General features: G+C 68.0%; 18 protein-coding genes. 9 read left to right on the forward strand and 9 right to left on the reverse strand.

What is annotated here, in order from left to right; genetic code table 11:
- Positions 1-66: 66 nt before the first annotated feature.
- Positions 67-522, forward strand: a complete 456-nt coding sequence (locus ACIQ7D_RS11945) for a phosphotransferase family protein (RefSeq protein WP_403936402.1) — start codon at positions 67-69, stop codon at positions 520-522.
- A 105-nt stretch (positions 523-627) separates the two neighbouring features.
- Here the strand turns inward: ACIQ7D_RS11945 and ACIQ7D_RS11950 are convergent, their stop codons facing one another.
- Together ACIQ7D_RS11950 and brxD are read right to left on the reverse strand one after the other, a co-directional pair.
- On the reverse strand, positions 628-2,718 hold the full coding sequence (locus tag ACIQ7D_RS11950) for a DEAD/DEAH box helicase (RefSeq protein ID WP_403936970.1): 2,091 nt from the start codon (positions 2,716-2,718) through the stop codon (positions 628-630).
- A gap of 56 nt (positions 2,719-2,774) precedes the next feature.
- Complete coding sequence (brxD, locus tag ACIQ7D_RS11955) at positions 2,775-4,112, reverse strand: BREX system ATP-binding protein BrxD (RefSeq protein ID WP_403936404.1); 1,338 nt, start codon at positions 4,110-4,112, stop codon at positions 2,775-2,777.
- A 144-nt stretch (positions 4,113-4,256) separates the two neighbouring features.
- Here brxD and ACIQ7D_RS11960 point away from each other — a divergent pair, with 144 nt between their 5' ends.
- Together ACIQ7D_RS11960 and ACIQ7D_RS11965 are read left to right on the forward strand one after the other, a co-directional pair.
- Positions 4,257-6,065: a DUF262 domain-containing protein gene (locus ACIQ7D_RS11960; protein WP_403936406.1), complete on the forward strand. Its 1,809-nt coding sequence runs from the start codon at positions 4,257-4,259 to the stop codon at positions 6,063-6,065.
- A gap of 8 nt (positions 6,066-6,073) precedes the next feature.
- On the forward strand, positions 6,074-7,108 hold the full coding sequence (locus ACIQ7D_RS11965) for an HPP family protein (protein WP_403936408.1): 1,035 nt from the start codon (positions 6,074-6,076) through the stop codon (positions 7,106-7,108).
- A 57-nt stretch (positions 7,109-7,165) separates the two neighbouring features.
- Here the strand turns inward: ACIQ7D_RS11965 and pglZ are convergent, their stop codons facing one another.
- The 4 genes from pglZ to ACIQ7D_RS11985 all read right to left on the reverse strand — a co-directional run bounded on the left by pglZ (position 7,166) and on the right by ACIQ7D_RS11985 (position 14,973).
- Entirely contained in the window at positions 7,166-10,141 is a 2,976-nt protein-coding gene (gene pglZ / locus ACIQ7D_RS11970; RefSeq protein ID WP_403936410.1) for a BREX-2 system phosphatase PglZ, read from the reverse strand.
- Positions 10,142-10,160: 19 nt separating this feature from the next.
- On the reverse strand, positions 10,161-14,135 hold the full coding sequence (locus ACIQ7D_RS11975) for a phage resistance protein (RefSeq protein WP_403936971.1): 3,975 nt from the start codon (positions 14,133-14,135) through the stop codon (positions 10,161-10,163).
- Between the two features lie 102 nt (positions 14,136-14,237).
- The gene (locus ACIQ7D_RS11980; protein WP_403936412.1) at positions 14,238-14,714 is read right to left on the reverse strand and encodes a type II toxin-antitoxin system VapC family toxin; all 477 of its coding nucleotides are present in this window, start codon (positions 14,712-14,714) and stop codon (positions 14,238-14,240) included.
- Positions 14,704-14,973: a type II toxin-antitoxin system Phd/YefM family antitoxin gene (locus ACIQ7D_RS11985; protein WP_403936414.1), complete on the reverse strand. Its 270-nt coding sequence runs from the start codon at positions 14,971-14,973 to the stop codon at positions 14,704-14,706. The genes ACIQ7D_RS11980 and ACIQ7D_RS11985 overlap by 11 nt, the downstream gene beginning before the upstream one ends.
- Positions 14,974-15,200: 227 nt before the next feature.
- Between ACIQ7D_RS11985 and ACIQ7D_RS11990 the strand changes: the two genes are divergently transcribed.
- The 3 genes from ACIQ7D_RS11990 to ACIQ7D_RS12000 are packed head-to-tail and all read left to right on the forward strand — an operon-like array spanning position 15,201 to position 17,253.
- Positions 15,201-15,626: a hypothetical protein gene (locus tag ACIQ7D_RS11990; RefSeq protein WP_403936416.1), complete on the forward strand. Its 426-nt coding sequence runs from the start codon at positions 15,201-15,203 to the stop codon at positions 15,624-15,626.
- The gene (locus ACIQ7D_RS11995) at positions 15,626-16,768 is read left to right on the forward strand and encodes a hypothetical protein (RefSeq protein ID WP_403936418.1); all 1,143 of its coding nucleotides are present in this window, start codon (positions 15,626-15,628) and stop codon (positions 16,766-16,768) included. Before ACIQ7D_RS11990 ends, ACIQ7D_RS11995 begins: the two co-directional genes overlap by 1 nt.
- Positions 16,765-17,253: a hypothetical protein gene (locus ACIQ7D_RS12000; protein ID WP_403936420.1), complete on the forward strand. Its 489-nt coding sequence runs from the start codon at positions 16,765-16,767 to the stop codon at positions 17,251-17,253. Before ACIQ7D_RS11995 ends, ACIQ7D_RS12000 begins: the two co-directional genes overlap by 4 nt.
- 42 nt (positions 17,254-17,295) lie before the next feature.
- Here the strand turns inward: ACIQ7D_RS12000 and ACIQ7D_RS12005 are convergent, their stop codons facing one another.
- A complete protein-coding gene (locus ACIQ7D_RS12005; protein ID WP_403936422.1) occupies positions 17,296-17,520 on the reverse strand; it encodes a DUF397 domain-containing protein in 225 nt (74 codons plus the stop codon).
- 3 nt (positions 17,521-17,523) lie between these two features.
- Positions 17,524-18,399 (reverse strand): helix-turn-helix domain-containing protein, encoded by an 876-nt coding sequence (locus ACIQ7D_RS12010; protein ID WP_403936424.1) that lies wholly within the window; start codon positions 18,397-18,399, stop codon positions 17,524-17,526.
- A gap of 290 nt (positions 18,400-18,689) precedes the next feature.
- Here ACIQ7D_RS12010 and ACIQ7D_RS12015 point away from each other — a divergent pair, with 290 nt between their 5' ends.
- The 3 genes from ACIQ7D_RS12015 (at position 18,690) to ACIQ7D_RS12025 (ending at position 21,244) form a co-directional block, all read left to right on the forward strand.
- Entirely contained in the window at positions 18,690-19,346 is a 657-nt protein-coding gene (locus ACIQ7D_RS12015; protein WP_403936426.1) for an ATP-binding protein, read from the forward strand.
- Positions 19,347-19,464: 118 nt separating this feature from the next.
- Positions 19,465-20,667 (forward strand): AAA family ATPase, encoded by a 1,203-nt coding sequence (locus ACIQ7D_RS12020; RefSeq protein WP_403936428.1) that lies wholly within the window; start codon positions 19,465-19,467, stop codon positions 20,665-20,667.
- The gene (locus ACIQ7D_RS12025) at positions 20,657-21,244 is read left to right on the forward strand and encodes a DUF4276 family protein (RefSeq protein ID WP_403936429.1); all 588 of its coding nucleotides are present in this window, start codon (positions 20,657-20,659) and stop codon (positions 21,242-21,244) included. Before ACIQ7D_RS12020 ends, ACIQ7D_RS12025 begins: the two co-directional genes overlap by 11 nt.
- 56 nt (positions 21,245-21,300) lie before the next feature.
- On the opposite strand, the gene pglX is transcribed toward ACIQ7D_RS12025, so the two are convergent.
- Complete coding sequence (gene pglX / locus ACIQ7D_RS12030) at positions 21,301-25,149, reverse strand: BREX-2 system adenine-specific DNA-methyltransferase PglX (RefSeq protein ID WP_403936431.1); 3,849 nt, start codon at positions 25,147-25,149, stop codon at positions 21,301-21,303.
- Positions 25,150-25,203: the final 54 nt, after the last annotated feature.

Consider the following 25,203-nt stretch of genomic DNA (forward strand, 5'->3'; position numbering starts at 1 on the left):
GACGGAACGACCGTCGAGAAAACTTTCGAGGGCCCCGATTCCACCCACCGGCTCGCGCGCGAGCGGATGTCGCTGACCGCGTTACGGGGCCGTGTGCCGGTCCCTCCACCGCTCCGGACGCGCGGGCATACCCTCACACTCGGCTTCGTCCCCGGTGTGCCCGGCCACGAACTGATGGACGCGGGGCGCGCGGACGCCGTCCTGCGGGCGTGCGGGGAGACACTGCGCCGCATCCATGCCGTACCCGCGGACTTCCTGCGCACCACTCCCGACGCAGACACCGGCACCGTGCTGGTCCACGGCGATTTCGGCCCGCACAACCTCCTGCTGAACCCGTCCACCCACCAGGTCACGGCCGTGGTCGACTGGGAGTTCGCCCACCGGGGCGACCCGGTGGAGGATCTGGCGCGGTGCGCCTGGTTCCAAAAGTTCTGCCACCGGTGGGAGCCGGACGGTCCGGGTGTCCGGCTGTGGGAGGAACGCTTTCGGACCACTGCGGCCTGGCAGGAGGAGCCGGCATAGGGGGTACTGAGCCGAATGCGCCCCGGGACCCGATGGCGGCCGAGGAGAAGGGCCCTCTCTCGGGTATCGGAACTGAACCGATTCGGAGAAGGGAACAGCCAGTGGTCACGTCCCGTGCTGTGTGAACCTCACGCGTTCACGCACCACTGCCGCAGCCCCTTCGAGGTCTGCCACGCGGGCGGCAAGTGTGGCCTCGGCCAGACGCGTGGGAAGAGCCGCACTGAACTTCAGTCCGGTCAGTGCTCGGGGATCCACCATGGGAAGGCACAGTTGCTCCGCGCCCTGATCCTTTGCCTTTTTCCACTCCTGGAGCGTCAGATCTTCGCGGAGCCGGATGTACGTGTCCGTGGGACGCTGCAAGGGGTCGGCAACTGAACTGAGCGTAGCTGCCAGCGTGGCATTGGCCTTGTATCCAGCCCAGGTCCACCACCGCACGTTCGTGTCGCGACCACCTCTGAGGAGGACGGTCGCATCCGGGTGAACCAGCTCAGCGGCTCTTTCCCGCACCTGGCCGAGGGCGCTGCCGGCGCGCCGCGTGAGGGTGACGGGTGGCGTCTCGCCGAGCAGCACCTCCCGCGCCGCGCGGGTGAGCGCACGGGAAGCGGTCCGGGACAGCCCGACGCCTCCCCATCGGGCCTTGCCGCCTCCGTCCACCGGCTCGACGAAGCAGCGCCGCCGCGACCAGTCGATGTAGGTCACCTGCCAGCTCCGCCCGGCGAGCAGCAACCGCCGTGGTCCGGGCACCTCTTCCGTGAGCAGTGCCGGATCCGTCGTACCGATCTCGGTGCGGCCCGAGAGCACGGTGAACTCCGGCGCCGCGGTGAAAACCGCGGTGAGATCCATGAAGTGCCGGTGGCCGAAGCGGCGTTCGGCCTCGGGCCCGATGAACATCATCCCGCCGTCCCGGTTCAGATACCCCTCGTCGACGAGGTGCCGCACGATCGGCTCGGCGGCGGGACCGAACGGGCCGAGGCCACCCCACCAGTCCTGCCAGAGCCGGTCGCCGACCCGGTGCTCCTGGAGGCAGAGTGCCAGCACCTGCTGAGCGACGATGTGCCGGGGCTCCGGGGGCGGGACGACCGGCTCCACCCAGCCTCGGGACCAGAGCAGGAGAAGGGCCGCCGCCGACAGCAGACCGGACTCGTCGACCGCGAGGAAGAGACAGTTCCGCAGCGCTCCCGGGCGTCGCCCCGTACGCCCGAGGCGTTGCAGGAACGAGGCCACACTGCCCGGTGCGCCGATCTGGACGACCCGGTCCAGGTCCCCGACGTCGATGCCGAGTTCGAGTGTGCTGGTCGAGACGATCACACAGTCCCGGGCCTCCGCGAAAGCCTCCTCCGCGCGGCGCCGCTCGTCCACGGAGAGCGACGCGTGGGACAGGAAGGTCGTCACGCCTTTCGCTCTCAGGGTTTCGCCGAGCTGCTCGACCTCTCGCCGTGACTCGCAGAACACCAGCCGCTTCTCGCCCCGGTGCAGGGCCGCGATCACCGTCGCCGCGTTGGCCAGTGATCCCACGTAGTCCAGTTGGACATCCCCGGGCGGCGGCGCGGCCGGTGCCTCCTCCCTCAGGTGCGGGGCAACGACCCGCGCCGGTCGCGTGCCTGCCCCCGACCCTTGCAGCCAGCTCAGTAGCTCCGCCGGATTCCCCACCGTCGCGGAGAGCCCGACCCGCTGGACCGGTCGGCCGGCCACGCGCTCCAGCCGCTCCAGTACGGCCAGCAGATGCCAACCCCGGTCGTCCCCGGCGAAGGCGTGCACCTCGTCGACGACGATGGTGCGCAGCCCGGAGAAGAAGCCCCGGTGATCGACGTTCGCGCTGACCAGCATCGCTTCCAGCGATTCTGGGGTGGTCAGCAGCACGTCCGGCCGCTCGCGCAGGATGCGCTTGCGACGGGTCCCTGGGACATCGCCGTGCCAGAGCGCGGCGGTACGTCCCAGCCAGGAGGTGTACGTCTCCAGCCGGGGCAGCAGGTTGTTCAGCAGCGCCTTGAGCGGACAGACGTAGAGCACGGAGGTGCCGGTCCAGCTTTCCTGTGCCATGCGGGACAGCAGCGGGAAGGCGGCGGCCTCGGTCTTGCCTCCGGCGGTCGGGGCCAGCAGTACGGCGTCGGAGCCGTCCATCAGAGGGGTGATGGCCTCTTCCTGGAGTGGCCGGAGTCCTGGCCAGCCGAGGGTGTTGACGATGTGGTGGACCATCCCCGGGTGCAGCCTGTCCAGTGGGTCCGTGTCAGCGGGTGACTCGGGAGCCTCGCTCACGGAAGCTCCAGTTCGACGTCGTCCGCGCTGGGGGCCGCGGCCGCGTTCCGTTCGACCTCGTTCAGCTCCGTCGTGTTCACGGTCAGGGCGTAGTGCTGACGCGGGTCGAAGTCGTCGAACTGGTCGATACGGTCGAGGACATCGCTGACAAGCTTTTTGAGGAACAGCCGGGGAGCCACGCCGACCCTGCCGCCGAGTGCTCCGCCGACCGCCTTGGCCAGCTCGGCGACATAGGCGTCGTCCGCGGCCTTCCTGACCCGCACGGAGTCCTGGGCTCCCGCCGCGTACAGGTCACGGATGGTGAGCCCGAGGCCCGTCAACGAGTCCAGGGTGAAACCTGGCAACCGCAGTTGGACGGCACGCGGGTTGTCGAAGCGCGGGTCGGTGGTGAAGTCGGTGGACAGGCGCTGGGCCAGCGGGGCCAGCCGCTGCACGCCCTGCTGGCCCTCGTAGAACGCCGGCGTCCCGGTGATCAGCAGGTAGAGTCCGGGAAAGCGCCCGGAGTGCACCTCGTCGATGAGCTGGCGCAGCGCGTTCAGCGCCTTGTCGCGCGCGTCGGAGCGTACGCGCTGAAGTGTCTCCACTTCGTCCAGTACGACGAGGAGTCCCGCGTGCCCGGAGTCGCGCAGCACGGTGAGCAGCCCCTGTACGAAGCCGAGGGCACCGAAGTGATCGAGGTCGCCCCGCACTCCGGCGGCTCTGCGTGCCGCGGCGGCGACATGCGGCTGTCCGCCCAGCCAGGCCATGACCGCGGCGGCGGTCGGCTCGTCGCCCGCGGTGAGTGCCGTACGGTACCCGCGCAGCGCGGTGGCGAACGACGGCGCGTGCCGGGACACCTCCGTGAGCCTGGCTGTCATCAGCCGCTCGACCTCGCCCGGCAGCTCTTCCTCGGACGCGCCCTCGGCGAGCGCGTCCTCCTCCAGGGCGTAGAACCAGGCGTCCACGACGGGGCGCAGTGCGCTCGGTGGGAAGCCGGGGGTGGCCAGCCGCTCGGTGAGGCGGCGGTAGACGGTCTCCAGTTTGTGCAGCGGTGTCTCGGTCTCGGAGATCTGGATCTCGGCGACGGCGAAGTTGCGCCGCTTGGCACGCTCGCCCAGCCACCGGGTGAAGAACGTCTTGCCGGATCCGTACTCACCGCGTACGGCCTTGAAGACCGAGGCACCCGACGAGACAGCGTCGAGTTCCGCGTCGAGCGCCGCCTCGAACCGGTCCAGTCCGGTCGCGAGGAGGTCAAGACCGCTCTCGGGAACGGCGCCCCGTCGAAGGGCGTCGATGACGTCACGACGCCGGGCGGCGCTGACGGGGCCGGTGCGGTCGGGGCTGTCTGTGCTCACCGCGTCAGTCTCGCATTACGTACGAGTTGCGCAGGAGGCCCCGGTCACTCTGCCGGAAGGTTGACGTACGGACGGTTACTTTGGTGCAATCGCGGGTTACACCGTCCGGGTACTCAGCAGCTCAAAAGCGGGGGAAGACACAGCGTGGCGCTCGACAGTCTCAAGCTCAGCGATGTCCTCAAGGATGTCTCGTCAGGAGTACTTCAGCTTCCGGATTTCCAGCGCAACTGGAAGTGGGACGACGAACGGATCAGGGCGCTCGTGGCGACGGTCACGCTCGACTATCCGCTCGGTGTGGTGATGGCGCTCCAGACCGGTGGCACGTCCCAGTTCAAGGCCCGGACGCTCAAGGGCGCGGAATCCGCGGACGGCACCGCACCCGATCTACTGCTCCTGGACGGACAGCAGCGGCTGACCTCGCTGTTCCAGGCGCTCCACCGCGACTTCCCGGTCGAGACGGTCGATGCCCGGAACAAACCCCTGCGCCGCTGGTACTACATCGACATCGCCAAGGCGATCGGGGATCCCGCCGATCGCGACGATGCTGTGGTGTCCGTGCCCGAGGACCGCATCCTCAAGTCGGACTTCGCGCGGAAGGTGGTCCTCGACCTGAGCACGGTCGACGGGGAGTGCGCCGCGGGCTACTTTCCCCTGCATCTCGTGTTCGACACGCAGCGGGTAAACGCCTGGCAGCAGAAGTTCGTGTCCGCCGACCCGGCGAACTGGGGAGTGTGGGGCCAGTTCGTCGAGCGTGTGCTCAACCACATGAACGCGTTCCAGGTGCCGATGATCAAGCTTGCGGCGTCGACCACGCTCGACGCCGTGTGTGCCGTGTTCGAACGGGTCAACACCGGAGGCGTGGCGCTCAACGTCTTCGAGCTGCTCACGGCCACCTACGCGGGCAATCAGCCTCATTTCGCCGAGCACGGCGACTACTACCGGCTCCCCGTCCAGTGGGAGGAGATCAAGAAGGGCCTGACGTCGACCCATCCCGTTTTCGGCCGGCCCGAAGCCGGCCTTGAGGACGGTCTGAGCAGCAGCGACTTCCTCCAGGCTGTCGCCCTGGTGCACACCTGGGAGCGCAAGCAGGCCAACCCCCGCGCCTCGGTCTCCTGCAAGCGCCGGGATCTGCTGAATCTGCCGCTCTCCGAATTCGTGCGGCTGGCGCCGCGGTTGGCGGAGGCGTTCCAGTGGGTGGGTGCCTTCCTGGAACGCCAGTGCATCATCCGCTCCGCCGATCTGCCGTACCAGACACAGCTGGTGCCGCTGGCCGCCGTACGGGCCGTCCTCGGCCAGGATACGGAGCATCCGGGCAGCGACGAGCGGATCACCCAGTGGTACTGGTGCGGTGTGCTGGGCGAGATGTACGGCGGCTCGACGGAGAGCCGGTTCACCCGTGACGTGGAACAGTTGATCGGCTGGATCCGCGGCGTGGAAGGGGTCGTTCCCGACACGGTCAGCGAGGCTGCGTTCCTGGAGGACCGGCTGAACTCCCTGACGACCCGCAACAGCGCCGCCTACAAGGGGATCTACGCGCTCCTCGTCAAGCAAGGTGCGGTGGACTGGTACTACTCCGACGCGCCGCTCAACGCGGGTCGGCTCGTCGAGCACAACGTGGATGTCCGGCAGGTCTTCTCCAAGGCGTGGGTGGCCAAGAACTACTACGCCTACGCCACCCGCGCGAATTCGATCGTCAACAAGACCCCGCTGTCGTTCCGGGCCGGCCGGGGCATGACGGGATCCCCCGCCGTGTATCTCCAGTCCCTCGTACTGGAGTCGGGTATGCGCGCCGAGTGGTTCGACGATGTCGTGGCCACTCATCTCATCGATCCGGCCACACTCCACGAGGCCGACTTCGAGAAGTTCTACGAGAACCGCGCGAAGCAACTCCTGGAACTGGTGATGTCCGCCATGGGCAAGCGCACCGTCTTCCGTGACACGGCGGGCTGGTGAGTACGGTCATGACGACGCTGCCCTCCGAGGAGCAGATCCTCGCGCTCAAGGGCCGGAAGATCCCGGTCACCGAATTCCTGACGGTCTTCAGCACCCGCGTGCGCGACAACTCGTCCATTCTCCTCATCAACCAGGCGCTGGACAACGTCGGTCTCGCGACGGTTCCGCACTTCGCCAACTGCGGCAGACACGCCGATGTGCACGTCGTGGCGCAGGAAACCGTCCCCGAGGCGGAGCCCGAGAACGGAAGCGGGGAGGACGACGACGGACTGTCGACGGGGTCCCTGCCGCAGCATGCCGTCAGGATCGGCGACATACCGGCGGCCACCCAAGGCATCGCGTCCGTCACCTCGCGTCATCTGCTGGCCGACGCCATCCACCTCATGCAGGCCATGAACTACTCGCAACTCCCCGTACTGGACGACCCCTACACGCTGCCCGGGGTCGTCACCTGGCAGTCGGCGACCCGGATGTACGGAACCTCCGTCGAGAAGGTTCTGCTGAACGCGATGGTGGACGACCCGCCGGTCGCCGAGGCCCACCAGGATTTCTTCTCCCTGCTGCCCATGATCAGCGAGCACGGGTATCTGGTGATCAGGGGCAACGACGGACGTTTCACCGGAATCGTGACGACCGCCGACATCACCGAGCGGTTCTCCGCGACGGCATGGCCCTTCTTCGTCGTGGGGGAGATCGAGTTCCGGCTCCGCAAATGCCTGGGCGCGAAGATCGGTTCGGATGCCATCCTCGCGGTGCAGAAGACCGGCCCGGGAAAGAAGTCCGGTCTGATCACGGACATGATGTTCGGGGGCTACGTCAAGCTGCTCAAGGGCGACCAGCAGAATCCGGCGCTCGGTACCCTGGCTGACGAGAACTGGCGTTCCCTGGGCTGGTCGTGGGTGAGCCGGAGCCAGTTCGTGCAGCAGCTCGGCAGGGTGCAGCAGATCCGCAACAAGATCGCGCACTTCGACCCCGAGCCGCTGTCCCCGAGTCTGAGCGACGATCTGCGGCAGTTCGTCGGGCTGCTCCGGCAGCTCAGCTGACCCGAGCGGTGACGGCGGCCTCCGGCCGAGCGCCTCGGCCCCGCCGTCACCGCGCCCTCACCTCAGCTCGAACTGGTCCCGCAGCAACCCCGTGTCCAGCCGCAGCGTCCGGCCGTCCGGCAGCGTCTGAAGGACCTGCACGCTGTCGTGGTTGAGCAGCTGCCTCAGTACGGCCGCGAAGCCGTCGGCCCGGGTGACACCCAGGCCGATGCGCTGGGCCAGCGCGGTCACCGGCAGCGTGCCCCCCGCGTCCAGCAGCGCGCGTACGGCCTTTTCGACCCTGGCCAGGTCCGGCTTGCGGGCGAGGAGCTGCACCTGGGCCCCGAAGACCTCGGACGACAGCACCGCGGTGACCAGGGAGTCGTCCGGCGGGACCAGCTCGGCCGAGAGCAGCGCGCCGTCCTTCTCCGAGGGGACCAGCGCCACGTCGAAGAGCGAGTCGTGGCGCCTGGCGAGTTCCGCTTCTTCCCTTACTCGCCTGGTCGGCTTCTTCGGCGCCGGGGAGGGCGTCGCCGGCCGCGGATGCCGCTGTTCGGCGGCGCGTGCGGTGAGCGACCACCAGGACGGCTGCTGGCTGCCCAGCTCACGCCAGCCGCTCGGCGGCTTCTCGACTCCGAACGGGAGGAACGCCATCACAGGGATGGTGACCTCGGCCAGGGACGCGCCCCCGTGGTAGCCCGCCTTCTGGGACGTGTAGCGCGCATCGGTGTCCCAGAGAGCGACGATCCGGCCACCAGGCTCGGGGGAGAGAACGCGAGGACCCGACAGCTCGATCTCCGCCTCGGCCGACGGGCCCTCGGAAGGCCCCCCCGGCACCCGGTGCCGCGCCGATCGCACACCGGCGGCGTCGGCCTCGACCCGCACCCCGTAGCGGTCGACGACATGGCCGTGGTCGCTGGTGAGAATCACGGCCCGGCCCTGCGTGGCGGCGTAGCGCAGCAACTCCCGCAACTGCCCTATGTGGGAGAGCCGCCAGGTGCCGTCCCCGAGCTTCTGCTCCTTGGAGAGCCGGTCGTCGATGGTGTTGAGCACGACCGCGACATGCGTACGGTCCCCGACCAGCGCGTCGAGCAGTGCGGGGCCGAAGGGCGCGCCGGCGCTCTCGCCGCGCAGGTCGTCCTTGTGGAAGACGGCCACGTCCTGCCCGCCCCAGAAGCGGTGGGCGGGGAACACCTTCTTCTCGTCGGCCTGCGTCCCCGTCCGCAGCCGCGCGGCGAACAGCGAGGTGCGCGACACCGCGGTCACCGTCGGCAGCGCCGCCGCCATCGCCCGGCGCCGGGGGGTGTCCTTCGCCCTGGGCAGCGGGTCGTACTCGACCCAGTGCTCGCGCAGTTCCTCGCCCAGTTCCGCGGCGATCGCGGCGCTCATCCCGTCGAGGACGAGGAGCAGCACGCGCCGTTCCCCGGCCTTCACCACCGGGGCGACGATGTCGGGGAGGAAGCTCTCCACGGTGAGCATCGCCCCCGGGGCCCCGCCGTTCGCCGTCCAGGTGGCCAGTGTCCGGGCGAAGTGCCGGTCGATCTCCCTGCGGAAGGCCCGCGCCGAGGCGCACACGGTGTCGTAGGCCGACCGCAGTACCGGGTCGGGGTCACCGCCCGCCTCGATGTGCTCCAGAGCCAGGTCCACCCAGCCGGTGTCGGCCACATGCCGGCGGATGCCGTCCGCGACATGCGCGCACTCGGCGGCCGGCTCCGCCGCCAGCCACTGGCTGAGCCGCTGCGCCATCCTGGCCCGTTCGATCCGGGGGCGGACATCGGGTTCCGGGGCGAGCCAGTGCTTGCCGAGGTCCTTCACGGCCCGCGCGGTCGGCTCCGGTTCGCCGCCCAGCAGTGCGTGACCGACGGCCGCGAACCGGGCTTCCAGCCCCTCCGCCAGGACCGGGCTCTCCCGGACGGCGCGCTCCGCGCCGAACTGCCGGGCCAGGGAGGCGGCGCGGTCAAGTGCGGCGCCGCTCAGCCTGCGTGCGGTCGCCGAGGCTTCGTCCAGCTCGGCCCGGCCGGTGTTCAGCAGGCCGGAGACGAACTCCTCGCAGGCCCGTCCGAAAGCCGCCACCAGGTTGTCCAGGGCTTCTCCGCGTGCGGGCGGCTCATCCCCGAACCAGCGTTCGGCCCGCCCTCTGGCGCGGTGGTCCTCCGCGTCGTTCGTTGCGTCGGTGTGCTGCCACAGCGCCGCGCAGACCAGGCCGAAGGCGACGGCGTCGGAGCCGTGTTCGGCGCCCACCAGGGCGAGCAGCGCCTTCCCGGCGGGACCGGCCTGCTCCGTCTCGCCGAGGAACTGGGCGAGCCCGTCGCGCTCGGGTTCGCGCAGCGCCAGAAAGCGGGCGGGGCCGCCGGGCGCCATGGACCAGCGCAGCAGGGCGTGTACGTCGAGCGGCGCGTCTCCGCCCACCGGCGTGGCGGACGCCCCGGCGACGCCGGACGTCTCCAGGTCACGGTCCGGGTCGTACCGCCCGATGCCGAGTCGGCGCAGTGTCAGCGCGGTCAGGGCGTGGTTCCTGGTCAGGATGCCGCCGGCGAGCCGCGGCCAGCGGCCCGGTGCGGCGTCCAACAGTGCTTCGGCGGCCCAGTTCTCGCCGTTCAGCCGACGGTCGGTGTCGATCGCGCCGAAAGCGTCCCGGATGACATCCCAGGTACTGACCGCGTTGACCCGCTGCTTGTGCACCTTGGACAGGAGGTCGGGACCCAGCTCGGCCTCCTCGCGGTCGGTGAGCACCACAAGGACCTCGGCCCCCGGGGACGCGGCGGTCGCAGCGCCGGGCCCGCCACCCGCCTGGTGCGCGAGAGCAAGCTCGTACACCGCCAGTGGCGAGGGCGCCACGGCGACCACCGCCCGCCGTTGCTCACCCCAGGTCAGCTCGGCAGGACCGTCCCAGGTGGGTGCGGCGCGCAGCAGTACGACCCGGCGCCGGCCCGGGGGGAGGCCGGGCTGCGAGGCCAGGTACTGGGTGACGGTCGCGGCCTTGAGCGGCACCGCGCTCGTGACGGCCGCCGGTCCGCCGCTCCCCGTCGTTCCCTCCGTGGTCGCCGTACTCACCGCACCCGCCTCGTTCCGCTCATTCCACGACCCGCCAGTTGATCTCGATGGTCGCGTCGGGCTCGGCCGCCGTCAGTGCTTCCAGCTCCGCGCGGAGCCGGTCGACCGCCTGGGTCACCTTGGCCTGTCCACCACCGGAACGGCGCACGGTGCGGCTGCGCACCGGGTGCGTGGTGGGTACGGGCGGCCGGGCACTGTCGTCGTTCAGGCTGACCGCGCCCGGTGTGGTGAGGGGCGCGGGCTCCGGTGCGGGGGCGGGGTCCGGCTGCTGCGGCCTGGCTTCGGCCTGGCTGCGCTCGATGACGGCGACGATCGACCGCCGTGCCTCCTTCAGCGCGTCCTCGAGACGGGAGGTCCGCTGGTCGGCCCGCGCGGCGCCCCGCAGCGCCTGGAGCACCGCCTCGCCCTGGGGGCCGTAGTTGGGCGCGAGTTTCAGCATGTCCCAGGTCGCGGTGGCCAGCGCGCCGGCCACCGCTTCGGCCTGCTTGACCGAGGCCCCGTAACGGCCGGCGGAAGCCTCGCCGAGGTCGAAGGCGGCGAAGGCGGTGATGATCTGCTTGGCCGCCGCGGAGCCGCCCGCCGGGCCCTGGTCGAGGGCGACCAGTTCGTCGAGCAGGTCTCGGGAGCGCCGGGCGAGCGCCAGCCTGCCCGATTCGTCGGCCCCGTCCAGGCCCAGGAGGCCGGAGTTCCGCTCCAGTTCCCGTACGAGACTGTCCGTGTGCGGCTTGAACGCTTTGGCCCTGCCCATGATCAGCCGGGCGAACTGGCCGACCATCCGGCCCCGGCGCAGTCTGGGCGGCTGCTCGCCGAAGATCTCCCAGCACCGCTTCCCGGCTTCCTCCCAGGCGGACTCCTCGGGCAGCGGCTGCGAGCGCAGCGCGTCCTGCGGCTTGATCGCCGCCGGTTCGGGCGCGGGGTCGAGCAGCGAACCCGCCCGCACCCACACCCGGTCATCCATCTCCGCGTAGGAGGCGATCACCAGGTTGGCGAGGAAGGTCTCCAGCCCCATCGGCTCCGGCCGGTCGATCCACTGGGTGAGCTGGACGACGCTCAGGTCACCGGGCCCCGCCCCTGTGCGGGCCTGGAGGTTGAAGTGGTCCACCCAGCGGTTGGAGAGCCGGAAGTACGCTTCCTTCTGCCGGCCCAGCCCGAGCGGCGCCGCGACGCGCCGCATCGCGGTCCGGTCCTTGGCCGGGATCTCGGCCTGCCGGTCGCCGGATTCCGCCGCCGCCCGGATGTGGGCGAACACGGTCCGTACATCGCCGGCCCGGACGGCCGTGTTCGTACCGTCGGGGTCGAGGTCCGGGTGGGCGGGGAACTGGTGGGCGAGCAGCTTCTTCGCGATGTGCCGGGCCCCGTCGTGCAGGCTCTGCCCGATGGACACTCTCAGCTCGGACACCGCGGGCAGCGCGTCGACGTGATCGTTGAAGGACACGTCGACCTCGCCGGGGGTCTTGTCCGCGCAGCCGTACGCCTGCCTGAACGCCACCTTCACCGTCTTGAGCAGCGATTCCCGCTGTCCTTCGAGCAGCACCCGGGCACGGGCCCGGTTGTCGGCGTTGAGGTGCTGCGCGTAGACGGTGTCGAAGCGCCGCTGGTCGGAGAGCGCGTAGTCGATGACGACCAGCCGGCGGAAGTCCGCGTACCGGGCGGCCGACAGGCGGGTGGGGATCCAGGCCACGGTCCTGGGCGGCACACCGGGCAGTTCCCGCAGGCCCCGCATCCGGTTGGCGGCCTCGACGGCGCCCCGCTCGCCCTCCTGGTACGGGAAGTCGACGATGAGCCGCCAGAGCCCTTCCTGGCTGGGTGAGAAGTCGTGGTCGGGCAGAGCGTCCGGGTCGCCGACATTGCCGAAGACGATCTCCACCGTACGGTTCGAGCCCCGCCAGACGAGGTTCAGCTCGTCGGCGACCAGGCGGTCCTGGAGGTCCAGGCCCAGTTCGTCGGCGAGCAGCCGCTTGGCGAGGGACCGGCGGTTGGAGTGGTTGTCGTTGACGTTGGCGTTGGCGAGGACGGAGTCCACGTCCACCCCGGCCAGTTCGAGCCGCACCCCCGGATTGGCGTCCGTACCGGTCACCTTGATCTCGGCGAAGCGCGAGGCCCAGTCGTCGACCTTCGCCTTGATGACGCCGACCTCGGCGCCCGGGATCGGCGAGACCACCGACCCGTGGTTGAGTGCGCCGAGCCGCCGGATGGTCAGGTCCCGCAGCGCGGGCACGCTCGGCGCGAGCGCCGAGAGCAGCAGGGTGCAGATCAGCCGGTGGTCGCCGGTGAAGCCCTTGCAGCGGCCGATGAGCTTCTGGTCGGTGAGGGTCTCGCGCCGGTGCCGGTAGCGCTCGATGTCCTCCTCGGTGATCTCGTACGTGGCGAGGAGGTGTGGCCGCAGCTTCTGGCGGTACAGCTTGTCCGCGACGAGGAACTCCACCTTCAGGCTGTCCACGAACGGCTTGTCGCCACCGTCCGCGATCACCGGGTACAGATCGCCGAGCGGGATCAGATTCTCCAGCGTCGCGTCGTCCCGGTGGTCGGCGAGCAGCTGGCCCATCAGCTTCAGGCCGGTACGGGAACGCTGGAGCGCGGAGGAGATATGGACCAGGGTGTCCATGAAGGAGGGTGAGAACGGATACGTGAGCCGGAACGACGCCTCGTCCGCGCCCGTCGTCGTCTCGTCCGACCCCAGCAGTACGTCCCAGACCTGCGGCCCGACCCGCTTGACCCGGGCGAAGGCCGCGTCCAGTTTGGCCTCGGCCTCGGCGTCCTTCGGCCTGAGGAGGCGCGCGTGGGCGATCTGCGGCAGGTTGCGGTCCTCCAGCGTGATCGTGTCGAAGCGGCCCGAGGCGAGCCGCAGACTGTCCTGGATCGCCGCCTCGGCCGCCCCGGACGTCTCCTCGCCGACCAGTTCGCGCAGGTCCCGCTGGCGCGCGATGAACGACACGACCGGGATGGCCCGGCGGGAGTCCGCGCCCTCCACGAAGTTGGTGATCTTGTCGGCCTCGCGGGAGACGAACTTCTGATCGTGCACCCGGTTGGCGAGCCACAGGATCAGCTCGTCCATGAAGAGGATCAGCCCGTCGTAACCGAGCGACTTCGCGTGCTCGGCGATCACCCGCAGCCCGGCGTCCAGCGAGATGAAGCCGTGCTCGTCCTCGGCCGCGTTCTTCGCGAACCCGGGGAACCACGTCACGCTCGCGTCGTGCACCAGCCTGGCCCGCAGCTCTGCCGGGGTCTCCGGGTCGATGGTGTTCAGCCTGACCTCGCCGCCGTCCAGTTCCTCGGCGGCGAGCGCGGTGTCCAGCAGGGCGGAGGTCCAGGAGAACGGCTCGCCCCAGTCGAGACCGTCCTCGCCGGCCGGTGCGTCCACGCCCAGCGGTGCGTCCACGGTCCCCGTGCCGCCCCCGGCATCCGGAGCCTCCGCGGGGGCGGCCTCGGCGAGCCCCGCGATGAACGCCTCGTCCCCCATCCGCTGCCGGAGCGACCGGATGTCCTCGAAGAGTGCGTCGGTCCGGTACACCTGCGGAGTGGTCGCGTTCTCGTGCAGCGCCTTGACATGGCTGACGTACCCGCCGAGGACCCGCTGCTCCAGCGACTTCGCGCCGAGCATGTGGTACGGCACGAGCAGGAACCTCTTCCGCTCCTGCGCCAGCCACTCGTGCTTGCCCAGCACCGGGTCGAAGTGGTCCTGCGACCGGGCGGCCGGGTCGCCGCGCAGCAGCGCGTGCAGCACGGCCATGAAGTGCGACTTACCGGAACCGAACGATCCGTGCAGATACGCCGCCTTCGACGTATGCCCGTCCAGCGCCGCCTTGATCAGGCCGAGCGCCTCGTCGAAGTTCTCCAGCAGCCGGTCGGTGACCACGTAGTCCCGCAACGCGCGGGCCGCGCCCTCCTCGGTGACCGCCTCCGCGAGCTTGAGAACGAAGTCGGAGGTCGAGATGGACGTCTTGATGTCGATGACGTCGCGGAGGAGGGGGGCCGTCTGCGCGTTCGGAGCCATGGCCATGGTCTGCTGGGTCTTCCGTTCCGTCGTCGTCTTCTTCGTTCATACGGGCAGCACACCGTCGCCGGGCGCGGGCTCGGCGCAGGTGCCGACGCGGGTTCATCGGTCGTGGAGGACTTTGGGGCGCGTCACCGGCACTACCGTAAGGACTCCGTCCAGTCCTTTGAAATCGTCCGGGTTCGTGGTGAACAGCGGAAGGTCCTCGGCGACCGCGATCGACGCGATCATCAAGTCCGCGACGCGACGCCGGGGCTTGCGGCCGGAGGCGATCACGGCGGCGCAGACCCTGCCGTAGACACGGGCGGCCTCGACACCGAACGGAATGGGATCGAACTCGCTCTCCGCACGCTGAAGGACATCGAGTCGCCTGGCGCGCTCGGCGTGCTCGTCGTAATCGTCCTGCTCCTCGTTTCTGCGCACCTCATGGGGCCCCGCGGACAGCTCGGCCAGAGTGACGGCGCTGATCGCCATCTCCTCGGGCAGCTCCGCCGGCTCCACCCACCTGCGGAGGATCATGATGTTGGTGTCGAGGAGCCCCTGCCGGTACGCGGCGGCCGGACGGCGCTCAGCGGGCATACGGGTCGTCCGTCTCCTGCTCGGCGGTGTCCCGCTGATCCGCGCGGAACGCGTCGACGGAGAAACCGGAGGCGGTTCGGGACATCGCCACGAACTCTCCCCTGGGTACGAACCGCCTGCGCCGCCGCAGCGGAATCAGCTCCCCGATCTCATGCCCGTCACGGGTGACCGTGAACGACTGCCCGGCCTGGACAGCGTCCATGATCTCCCGGGACCTGCTGCGGAGATCGCGCTGGGTGATCTCTGGCTGTGCCGACATACAGGGCATCGTACGACACCGGTGCTATGGCGTGCTACTGGGTAGCACGCAGCGGACGGCAGCCGACCGCGCGGCAGGAGGATCCGGCCGCGCGGCCGGATCCTCCTGGAACACGTCAGCCACGGAAGTCCCCCGACCGGGCCTCACCGCACCCAGCGTCCCGCGTTAGCCTCTGTGAAGTGTCTGCCTACGGGGGCCGTCCGCAGGGATGAGAGGGAATCCGCCGCATGAGCACGGAACCGAGCGCCGGGAACAGCGACACGCAACTGCCTTTCCTGCCACTGCCACCCGGCGCGCGCGGACCACTGGAACCACTGCCACTGGGCGTCGCCCCGCCGGGACTCGGCACTCCGCTGGTCATCGCGGAGGGCGTGCTGACCAAGGCCGCGGGAGTGGCCGACGAGGTGTTCGACGCATTCCACGGCCCCGCCGGCTCGGTGCGCGAACCGGCCGCCAAGGCAGCCCGCGAGCTGGCCGGATGGGAGAGCGCCGCCGCCCTGCGGACCTCCCTGAAGAACTGGGAGAACCAGACCAAGGCCGTCGAGGGCTGGCTCGCCAAGATCTCCGAGAGCCTGCGTTCCTCGTCCCACGCCTACACGGGTACGGACCAGGGAATCGAGCAGGGGTTCAGCGCGCTGCGAGGGCTGAGCTGATGCCCGACTTCTACCGTGAGCTGCTCGACACCGACTTCTCCGTACTGGACGATCTCGCCGAGAAGTGGCGCGAGGCCCACACCACAACGGATAAGTTGCCCAAGCGAATGATGGACGAGGTTCTCAAGCCCTTGCGGGACAAGGGGTATTGGGAAGGAGCTGCGGCTCCGTTCGCCTGGACGCTGATCGACGACATCGCACGCCAGCTGACGGCGGCGAACAAGGTCGCCGAGGCGCTGTCCGGTGTCCTCGACGACGCCGTGAGCGATCTCAAGATCATCCGCCGCGACCTCAAGGACGCCGTCCGGCGCGCACAGGACAAGGGCCTCTCCGTCAACGGCTCGGGCACGGTTTCGGGCTTCCTCACGGCAGACCTCTTCCGCGCCGCCGACCAGCGGCAGAACTCCGTCCTCGCGGTGCACGCCGCACAGGAGGAGATCATCGAGATCTGCCGCCGGGGCATCATCGCGGACCAGAACCTCTCGATCACCCTGATGTCCGACGTCGGCATCGGCTCCTGGTTCAACACCAAGCCTCAGCACAGCTCGATCGACTCCACCGACAGGATCAGCGCCGACGAGTACAACGCGTACGGGCGCGCGATGGAGGGCAAGGACCCCTACCCGGAGCGCAAGGACGACACCCCGTACGGCCTCGGCCTGGACTACGTGACCGGCCTCGGCCCCCGCCACAAGGACTTCACCAACGGCGACACGATGGCCGACCGGGTGCAGTCCATGGAGAGCATGAAGGACATACGCCGGCAGACGGTCGAGCAGTGGGAGTCGACGGGGGAGACACAGGGCAGCGCGGCCTTCTCCATCTCCGAGTCGGGCAAGGTCGGTGCGGCGAAGAAGCTGATCGGCGAGGACCTGCCCGCCATCGTGACCAACGACCCCGACCATCTCGGCGAGGCGTTCATGGGCTCGTACAACGTCAAGTACGAGGTCCGTGGCACCGATCCGGACGGATCACTGGTGGTCCAGTACACCCTGGACAACACCACCAGCACCGAGTCCGCGCTGCACTTCATCGGCTACTACGACTGGCTGAAGTACGCGGAGATCGCCGACGGCCCGATCACGAGCGCGGTGAGCCAGACCGTCACCTGGACCGAACGCATCCCGGGGAAGAGCCAGTGAGCACCGCACGATCGGCAGGCTGGAAGAAGCTGGCGACCGCCACTCTCGCGCTGAGCGCGATCGCGGTGATGTCACTGACCGCCGGGTGCTCGGAGGACCAGGGCCGGTGCGGTCCCGCTCCGGTCGAGGACGTCTTCGGGAGCGACCTGTACGGGACCTACGCGGGCCCCCACGAGGCCCGCCTCACGCTGAGGGACAACGGTGACAACACCCTGGGCTTCACGGTGACCGGCTGGCCCGAGAGCGACGACCCCGAGATCCTGGGGAAGAAGCCCCCTGCCTTTGATGGCCACGGCACCTGGCGGATCGAGGACGATCCGAGCCAGGGCGACCGTATTGGCCTCCGGTTCGAGGACGACCAGGAACGCGCGGGGCTACCCGTCAAGCAGCTTCGGGTCGGCAAGAAGGACGGAACCACCGTGCTCTTCGACCAACTCGGGGACCCCGATGTATGCCGGGTGTTCGAGCTGCCCCGGACGTCGTGACGGTCGGCGTTCGCGTGGCCGGCGAACGTTGGCGGTCGCGCACTACAGGTTGTCGAAGTCCCCGGCCGCCATGCCCGACTTGAACGCCTGCCACTCGCCGGGGGTGAAGCAGAGGTGGGGGCCGGAGGGGTTCTTCGAGTCGCGGACGGCGACGCCTCCGGCAGGGAGGGGTGCGAGTTCGAAGCACTGACTGTCACCTGCGGTGAAGCTGCTCTTCTGCCAGGAGAGCCTGGTGGGGTCTATCGAGTAGAGATCGGCTTTCTCCATCAGTCAATCTTCCTTGTTCTTGATACCGGTGATCAGGTCGCGGCTCTTGTCGGGATCGAGTGCCGCCCCGGAGAGGTTGTTGAAGATGCGGTGCAGGCGCCGCAGGTCCCGCGGGTCATCCAGCGTCAAGTTACCAGCGACAGATTCACCGAAGGCGATGTCAGGTACGTCATCATCAGCGAACTCGAAGACCTGGAACGCAGCGATCTGTGCTCCTTCTTCCCCCTTCTCATAGGGGATTACCTTCAGCTCAACGGTCTCGCGCTCCGACTGCTCCAGGAGGTGCCGAAGCTGCTCCTGATGGCCCGCGCTTCCGCCCACCCGAAACTCCAGGGCCGCCTGCGTCACTACGTAGTGACACATCAGCGGATGGTCGGTCTCCAGCAGCCGTTGACGCTGGCGCAGGTCACGGACCTCAACGAGCGCGTCGATCTGGTCCGGCCCCAACGAGGCGAACCCGGCCCCGATTACCGCACGCGCATAGCGTTCGGTCTGCAACAGCCCCGGAATCATGCCCACTTGATATTCGCGCAGAATCGATGCCGCAGCCTCGAAGCCGAGGAAACGTTCGTACTCAGCCGTGAGGACCTCGCCATACCGTGCCCACCAAGGCTGACGCCGCTCCCGGGTGGCGGTGTGCAGCTCGGCAAGACCGACACGCTCAGATTCCGAGACGTCGTAGAGATCCATGAGCTTGGCGAAGTGCTCGTGGGAACAGTTGCGCTTGCCCAGCTCTATGCGGCTGATCAGGGAGATGTCACAGCCGATGGCCGTCGCAACATCCGCGAGGGTCAGGTGGTTGACCTCGTCACGGAGGCGGCGTAGCGCCCGGCCGAGAGTGACACGAGACATCAACGGCGTACTGCTGGCGGCGGACATGAAGCTCCCTCTGCTCACGAGTCGATCACGAGATTAGCCCGGTCGACCACATCGCGTTACCGAGAAGCGAATTCGAACTGTCGACTGGTCTGTCAATTGGACAGTCTAGTGGCTTGACCTTTCGTGCCACCAGATGCCAACTTGGTCATCGCTACAGAACGCACTCGCTTGAGCGCCGAGTGTGCCCACGCCCGGTGTGGCCGACGCGCCACGCCTGGCGGCTGATCGACGAGCAGATGCCCGTACTCAACCGGGAGTTCGGACCGCTCGCTGAATCGGTAGGAGCTGTCATGGGTGAACCCAACGAAGTGACCTTCAGGCTGACCCGGCGCCGCAGCAGCGTCCCCCGAGCACGGGCGATGCTGCACGCGGCGCTCGGGGACTGGTCCGTGGGCCAGGACGTGCTGGACGACTCGGAGTTGGTGCTCTCCGAGCTGGTCACCAACGCGCTGCGCGTACGCGTGCCGGGCGACCGGCAGGTCGGTGTACGGATCCTGCGGCTGCCGCACGAGCATCTGGTCCGCCTGGAAGTGAGCGATGCGGGGTCCGGCAAACCCGAGATTCAGCACCCCGGCGAGAACGAGACGGGCGGGCGCGGGCTCATGCTCGTGGAGGCGCTGGCTCACCGTTGGGGCGTCGAGGAACGCGCGTGCGGGATCGGGAAGACGGTCTGGGCCGAGCTGAAAGCCACGGCCGTCGCATCGGACCCCGCACCTCCGACCGAAGTTCCCGCAGCGATGATTCTGCCGGGGCAATGCGTACGGGTGTGGGGCTCCTGGCGCACGGCGCTCGGCGTACGCGGCGATCTGGACGCGGACGGCGCGCTCCATGTCGTCATCGAACTGGACAAGGGCCCGGCGCTACGGGTCCGGTCCCGCGAGACCTTGACCGTACGGAAGGCGGGCACCCTCGCCGCGCCCAGGGCCACGGAGACCACGCCGGGGTGATCGACCCTCAGCGTCCTGCCGGGTTCCGGCGCCGCTCACACGTCTGGGGACTGGAAGGAAGTGAAAATGGATACGGTGGCGCAGTGCACATGAGAGAGCGCGGAGAGGAGGCCCCCAGGTGATCACCCGGATCGATATCGACGGGTACAAGTCCTTCGACGGTTTCACCCTTGATCTGGCGCCGTTCACCGTTCTGATGGGAGCCAACGCCTCCGGCAAGTCGAACCTGCTGGAGGCTGTGGACCTGCTCGGGCACTTGATCCGGGAGCCGACGGGGCAGACGCTGGTCGATCACGCACGCAGAGGCGGCCCGAAGGAACTGTTCCGGCGTGGGCCGGAAGGCAACCCGTCGGGGACGATGCGGATCGCAGCCGATGTTCTCGTGGACGGCGAGTTTGGCTACTGCCACCTCAGAGTTGTGGCCACCGTGGGTTACGCGGACCCGCCGGATCCGCTGCGGGTGTATGTCGAGGTCACCAACGTCCACGATCATTATGGGCACGGCGACGATGAAGGCTACGACCGGCTCGTGTCTTCCTTCTCTCCCGCAGTGCTGTCGCCGGACAACGGACAGCTCCACGCCATTGAAAATCCGGTGCAGCGGAGTGCTTACGGCAATGAGCTGGCCGAAGCCACCAAGAATTGGCGGATCATCGAGCCCTCGCCAAAGGCGATGCGGGTTGTCTCCTCCACGTACGACACCGCGCCTCTCGCGGAGGACGGCAAGAATCTGGGAGCCGTTCTGGGAAGGATCTCCCGCAATCCCGAGAGCTGGTACGACTTCACAGCGGATGCGGTGGCACTGCTTCCCGACCTCGCCGACATCACGGTGGAGGCCAACACCTCATGGGATCAGTGGGATGTCTGGCTCCAACACCGGCATGAGCACCGCGTGAGCCCCAGTACGGCGTCGGCCGGTACCTTGCGTGTGCTGGCACTGCTGGCAGCGGCCCACGACCCTGCTCACGAGGGGATCCTCATGTTCGAGGAGCCGGAGAACGGACTCCACCCGGGCAGAGTCCCGCAGTTGCTGTCCAGGCTGAGGGGAAGGACCAGCGACCTCGCGACTCTCACCTCGGGCAACGGCCGGCAGACCTTGGTCACATCGCACTCTCCTGTCGCCCTCGCCGCCGCGTTGGAGGAAGTCCCGAAATCGGTCGTCTTCCTGGACTCGGTGACGCGCTTCGGCGACGGGCTCCCACCCCGCCGGCTGACCCGGGCCAGAAAGGTTGCCACGAGCGGCGAACGGGGGACCTTCGTGACCCCCGTTGAAGTGCGTAAATACCTCGACCCAGTAGGACGGTTCGCGCGTGGGGCGTAGATATTTCAGCCTGGCCCTGCTCACCGAGGGCGCCAGCGACCAATGGTTTCTCTCGCCACTCATCGACCGGCAGATCGCCGATATGGCGCAGCGCCCCGCAGTCGGTTTCGACTATTCAGGAGTCGTCACCGGTGAGTGCTTCACCGTGGCACCACGGGCCGTGGTGGTTCGCGAAGTAACTGAACTGCTCCAGTACTTCGATGTGGTGATGATCCATCATGATCACAACGAGCGCGCCAAGGTCGAGGCGATCAGGGAGCACTTCGCGGCCGATGCCTTCCGCATCGTTGGCCTGGTGCCGGTACGCGAGACCGAGGCATGGATGCTTGCAGATGCCGATGCGTTGCGGAAGGCGTCACCCGGCAGCGACTCCGCGTGGGAGGTGCCCCACGATGTGGAAAAGATCGCGGATCCGAAGGCCGTGTTGAAGGCGGCCCTGGGTGGGCGCCGTGATGTCGAAAGGGGCTTCGACCGGTTGGGGCAGACAGTAGCTCTGGAGAAACTTGCGAAGCTCCCCGCGTACCGGCACTGGCTCGGCGAATTGAGCACAGCAATGCAGAGATTACGCATTCTCTGAGACGGCTGCCCCGTACCCGTCCCGCACTGACACGCGGGACGGGCACCGCCGGACGATCAAGCCTTTGCCGGACCTCGGCCACGGCGGGCGGCCGGGGCGGGACGCCAGGCACGGAGGTCGTCGTCGGTCAGACCGTGCTCACCCTGCTTGGCCGCGCGGTACCCGGCGAAGAAGGCGGCGGGGGAACCGCTGTAGGCGGGGTCGTACTCGTCGTGCCACTGCGTGAGCCAGGGCTGAAGCTCCAGCAGCCCGGCGAGAAGCGGGGTCAACTCCTCGGTGGACAGCTCGCCGTGGTTGGTGAAGTACGTGGCGAGTGCCTGCGCCTGCTCCCGATGGTCCCAGCCGGCCCACCCGAACAGGTTCGGCGTCCCGGAGATCGCGCCGGTCGCATACGAGACGAACCGCTCCTTCGGCACGTCCAGCTTCCCCCGGGCACGCCAGTAGGACGGCTTGAGGAAGTCGGCGGAGGTGTACTTCGGCGGCACCGGAATCGCGTCCCGGATCTTCCGCTTCGCGGGCTCGTCCGGCGCGGCGTCCTCCTGCCGCTGAAGATCCCAGACGTGCTCCCAGTCGGCACGCTTCTTCAGCGCGGCGGGCTTGTACCGCAGGGCGGCGAGGAAAGGCACATGCTCGTCGGCGAGGAGGTCGGCAACGACCGTCGCCAGCTCCTGGCGGGGCGCGTACAACTCGGCGACGGACACGAAGTCCTCGTCCAGAGAGAGCGCGGAGGTGAGCTGGGCGCGGGTGAGGAGGGTCGGCTGCCCGTCCTGGAACCAGTAGTCCCGGTTCTCGATCCGGTCCAGCAGCCACGACTTGAGCGCGCGCTCCTGAAGCACGTCCCAACCCTCGGTAGCCCAGCGCCGCTTGTACTCGGGCCGCTCGATCATCCCGATGGCCCGGGACGACTCGATGACGTCGATGCGCTTCTGGACGACGGCCTTGTAGGCGTCGGGCCAGTGGTCGGGGATTTCGGTGATCGGCGTGGAGTTATGCCGCTTGAACCACTCCCCGGACGCCTCGCTCTTCTCAACGCGGCGTGCGAGCACGATCTCGAACGCGCGCTCACCTAGGGCAAGTTCGGGGACATCAGTTTCGGGGGCGCGGAGGTCGTCTGAGTGCAGCTTGTAGAGGGAGTAGACCTGCCAGTCCATCTCTTCCTGAAGAGCAATCATGCGGGCGCGGGTGAATTCCCACTTTGCGCGCGCTTCACGGAGAGCATCAGCCGCGGGAGCGATTTTAGCCAAGAGGACTGAGGGGGAAAAAGCAACGAGGTCTCGCGAAAGACGATCAAGCATAGCACCGGAGACTACGCCCCCGACAGGGAGAGGGAACTCTTTGAGTTTAGTTCCGGTGAATTCATAAAAACGCTCCCAATCATCACTGGTGAACCCACCACCTTCTCCGCGAATTCCCTTATCGTGACTCACCATTTTGAGCCAAAAACAGGCAGTGGAGCTATTGAGCAGCGCAAGCAACTCCAGGTGCTCTTCCTCGCTCACCTCCTGCCGCAACTTAATCACCGGCGCCGACTGCTTGAATACCTTCCCACCTCGGTCCAGCACAAAGTGATTATGTGTCGCAACAAACGCGAACGTGATTGACAGCGGCGTACGAAGCTTCTTAGCCGTCAGCCGCCCATACTCAGTCCACCGAAGTCCAGCCTGAACCTTAGTCTTGCCCCCGAACATCAAGTTCCGAGAGATCACAGTCCGACAGCGCCACATGTAACGAAAAAGAGGATAAACACCTTCAACAGCCACCGGCTCAAAGTCGGCAGAATACGGAAATACAGCATGATCGAACTCTGCACCAGCCCAGTCACGCAGCAGGTCTCCCGTGACCATAGGACGAAGATATTCGCGAGGGATGCTGCACCGATCAGCACTACGAGAAGGGAGCAGATAGAGATCATCTTCAAGCGTGAAGCTCGTGATTCCCACTGAATCAGCAATAGCAGAAAGGGTACGAGACCCCCCCACCTGGAGCCCCTCTACCATTTCTAGCCCTCCAGCCGCAAGCACCCACGGCTGCTTCCCGAAATAACGCTCACGACCTAGATCGTCGACAGATACCCACTGACTGATCGATCCTGGATCGCCGATCTGTCTGGTGATCGCATCCCATACGAAACCATTATTTCCGGGTTCCGGCACGGCGGGCTCGCCTTGAACGCTACGTACCGTTCGAATCGTATCCGAACGGGAGGTTCCAGATCTACGCCTTCCTACAAGGATAACTGTCGGCGTTCCATGCCCAGGGATGTGTGCCCCCGACGAATCAATAACCTCCGTCAGCTCCACCTTGTGCGCAAAGTACTCCCGAATCAACTTGACTCCAAACTCCCGCTTCATGAAAGAGTTTGAGGTGATCTGGCCGACCATGCCATACCCGCGCCCGTCCGGTTCACCCACCTTTGCAAGCTGAAAGAACCTTTCAGCGAAGGGAACAGACAATGCATACTTACCCGCACAAGAGGCGTAAATCTCCCGATACAGATCATTCAGCTTCTTATCCTTGACCGTGATGTAGGGCGGGTTCCCCACCACCACGTCATACCGCCCCATATCCAGAATCCCCGGATAATCCAGCACGTCCTCCGTCGCGTAAGCGAAATCAACCAGCCGCTTCCCCGATTCCTCGCCCACCAGCTCAAACTCCAACTGCCGGTCCTGGATCAGCGAGTCCCCGACCGCCAAGTGGATCGGCCAGTCGTACCGATTGGCCTCCGCCAGCGTCCGTACATTCGCCGCCGCCATACCGGCCATCAGCAACCGGAATCGCGCAATAGCCACCGCGAACGGGTTGATGTCCACCCCGTGCACCGCCTCCAGCGATGCCTTCACCCGCTCGTGCGGCCCCACATCAGGCCGCCGCTCGCCCCACAGCCGTACCAGCCGCCGGAACGCGCCCAGCACGAAGTGTCCCGAGCCGCACGTGGGGTCGATCATCTTCAGCTCGCCGAACCGGCCGCCCAACTCCCGTACCACCGGGTCCATCGTCCGGTCGAGGATGAACTCCTCCACGAACTCCGGGGTCTGGAGCAGCGCGTACGTCTTCCTCGCCGCCTCCGACAGGTCCTGGTACAGATCACCCAGGAACCGGGTGTCCCAGCCCTCCGTGCCGTCCGCGTTCAGCGGATCGGTGAAGTCGTGGACCAGCGCGCCACCGCCACCATCGCCGCCGCCTTCACCCCCGCCCCCGGCCTCGGCCCGCTCGCGCCAGAACTCCACCAGCGCCCGCGCTCCGTCGTGCGACAGCGGGATCTGGTACAGCGGGTTCCGGTCCTTGTCGAAGAGCAGCTTGCCCGCCTGGCCCGCGCCCAGCTCCGCGAACGCCCGCTCCAGCCAACCCCGGTACGTCGGGTCCGCGTCCTCGTCCAGGTCCTCGTCCACGTACTGCGCGTACCGGGCCTCTGCCAGGTCACGGCGTTCGGCCCCAGCGCCCGCCAGGTACGGCTCGGGGATCAGCAGGTTGTCCTCGCAGAAGCGTACGAAGACCGTGCCCAGCACCCAGGCCACCGCGACCTGGGTGACCCGTTCGTCCAGCCAGGCACTCCAGGTCGCCGCCGTACGGCCCAGCTTGAACGCCTCGTCGTACTCCGCACGCAGCTTCCCCGCGACCGACTCGGCCGCCCGGATCTGCTCCACCCGGTCCGTCGACAGGCCGTCCAGCAGGCGCGTCTCCAGCCACTCGGCCCACTTCGGGGGCGCCTGAGACTCCGTGCGGGCCTCCGCCGGGTCCGCCGGGGACTTCTGCGCGGCGACGGCTGCCTTCCGTTCCTTCTCGTACTCGGCGCGCAGCGGTTTGAGGACCGCCTCACCCTCCTTGACCTGCTTGCCGAGGTCCACCTCGACCGCCTTGACCTGCTTGATCAGGTCCGTCAGCAGTGCCTTGCGGTCGATCACTGTGTCGCGTCTCCCCTAGTCCGTGTCCGTAATCCGTGTCCGGACGAGGTCCGG

Origin of the sequence: Streptomyces sp. NPDC096310, assembly GCF_044763125.1 — a bacterium.
Lineage (GTDB): Bacteria > Actinomycetota > Actinomycetes > Streptomycetales > Streptomycetaceae > Streptomyces.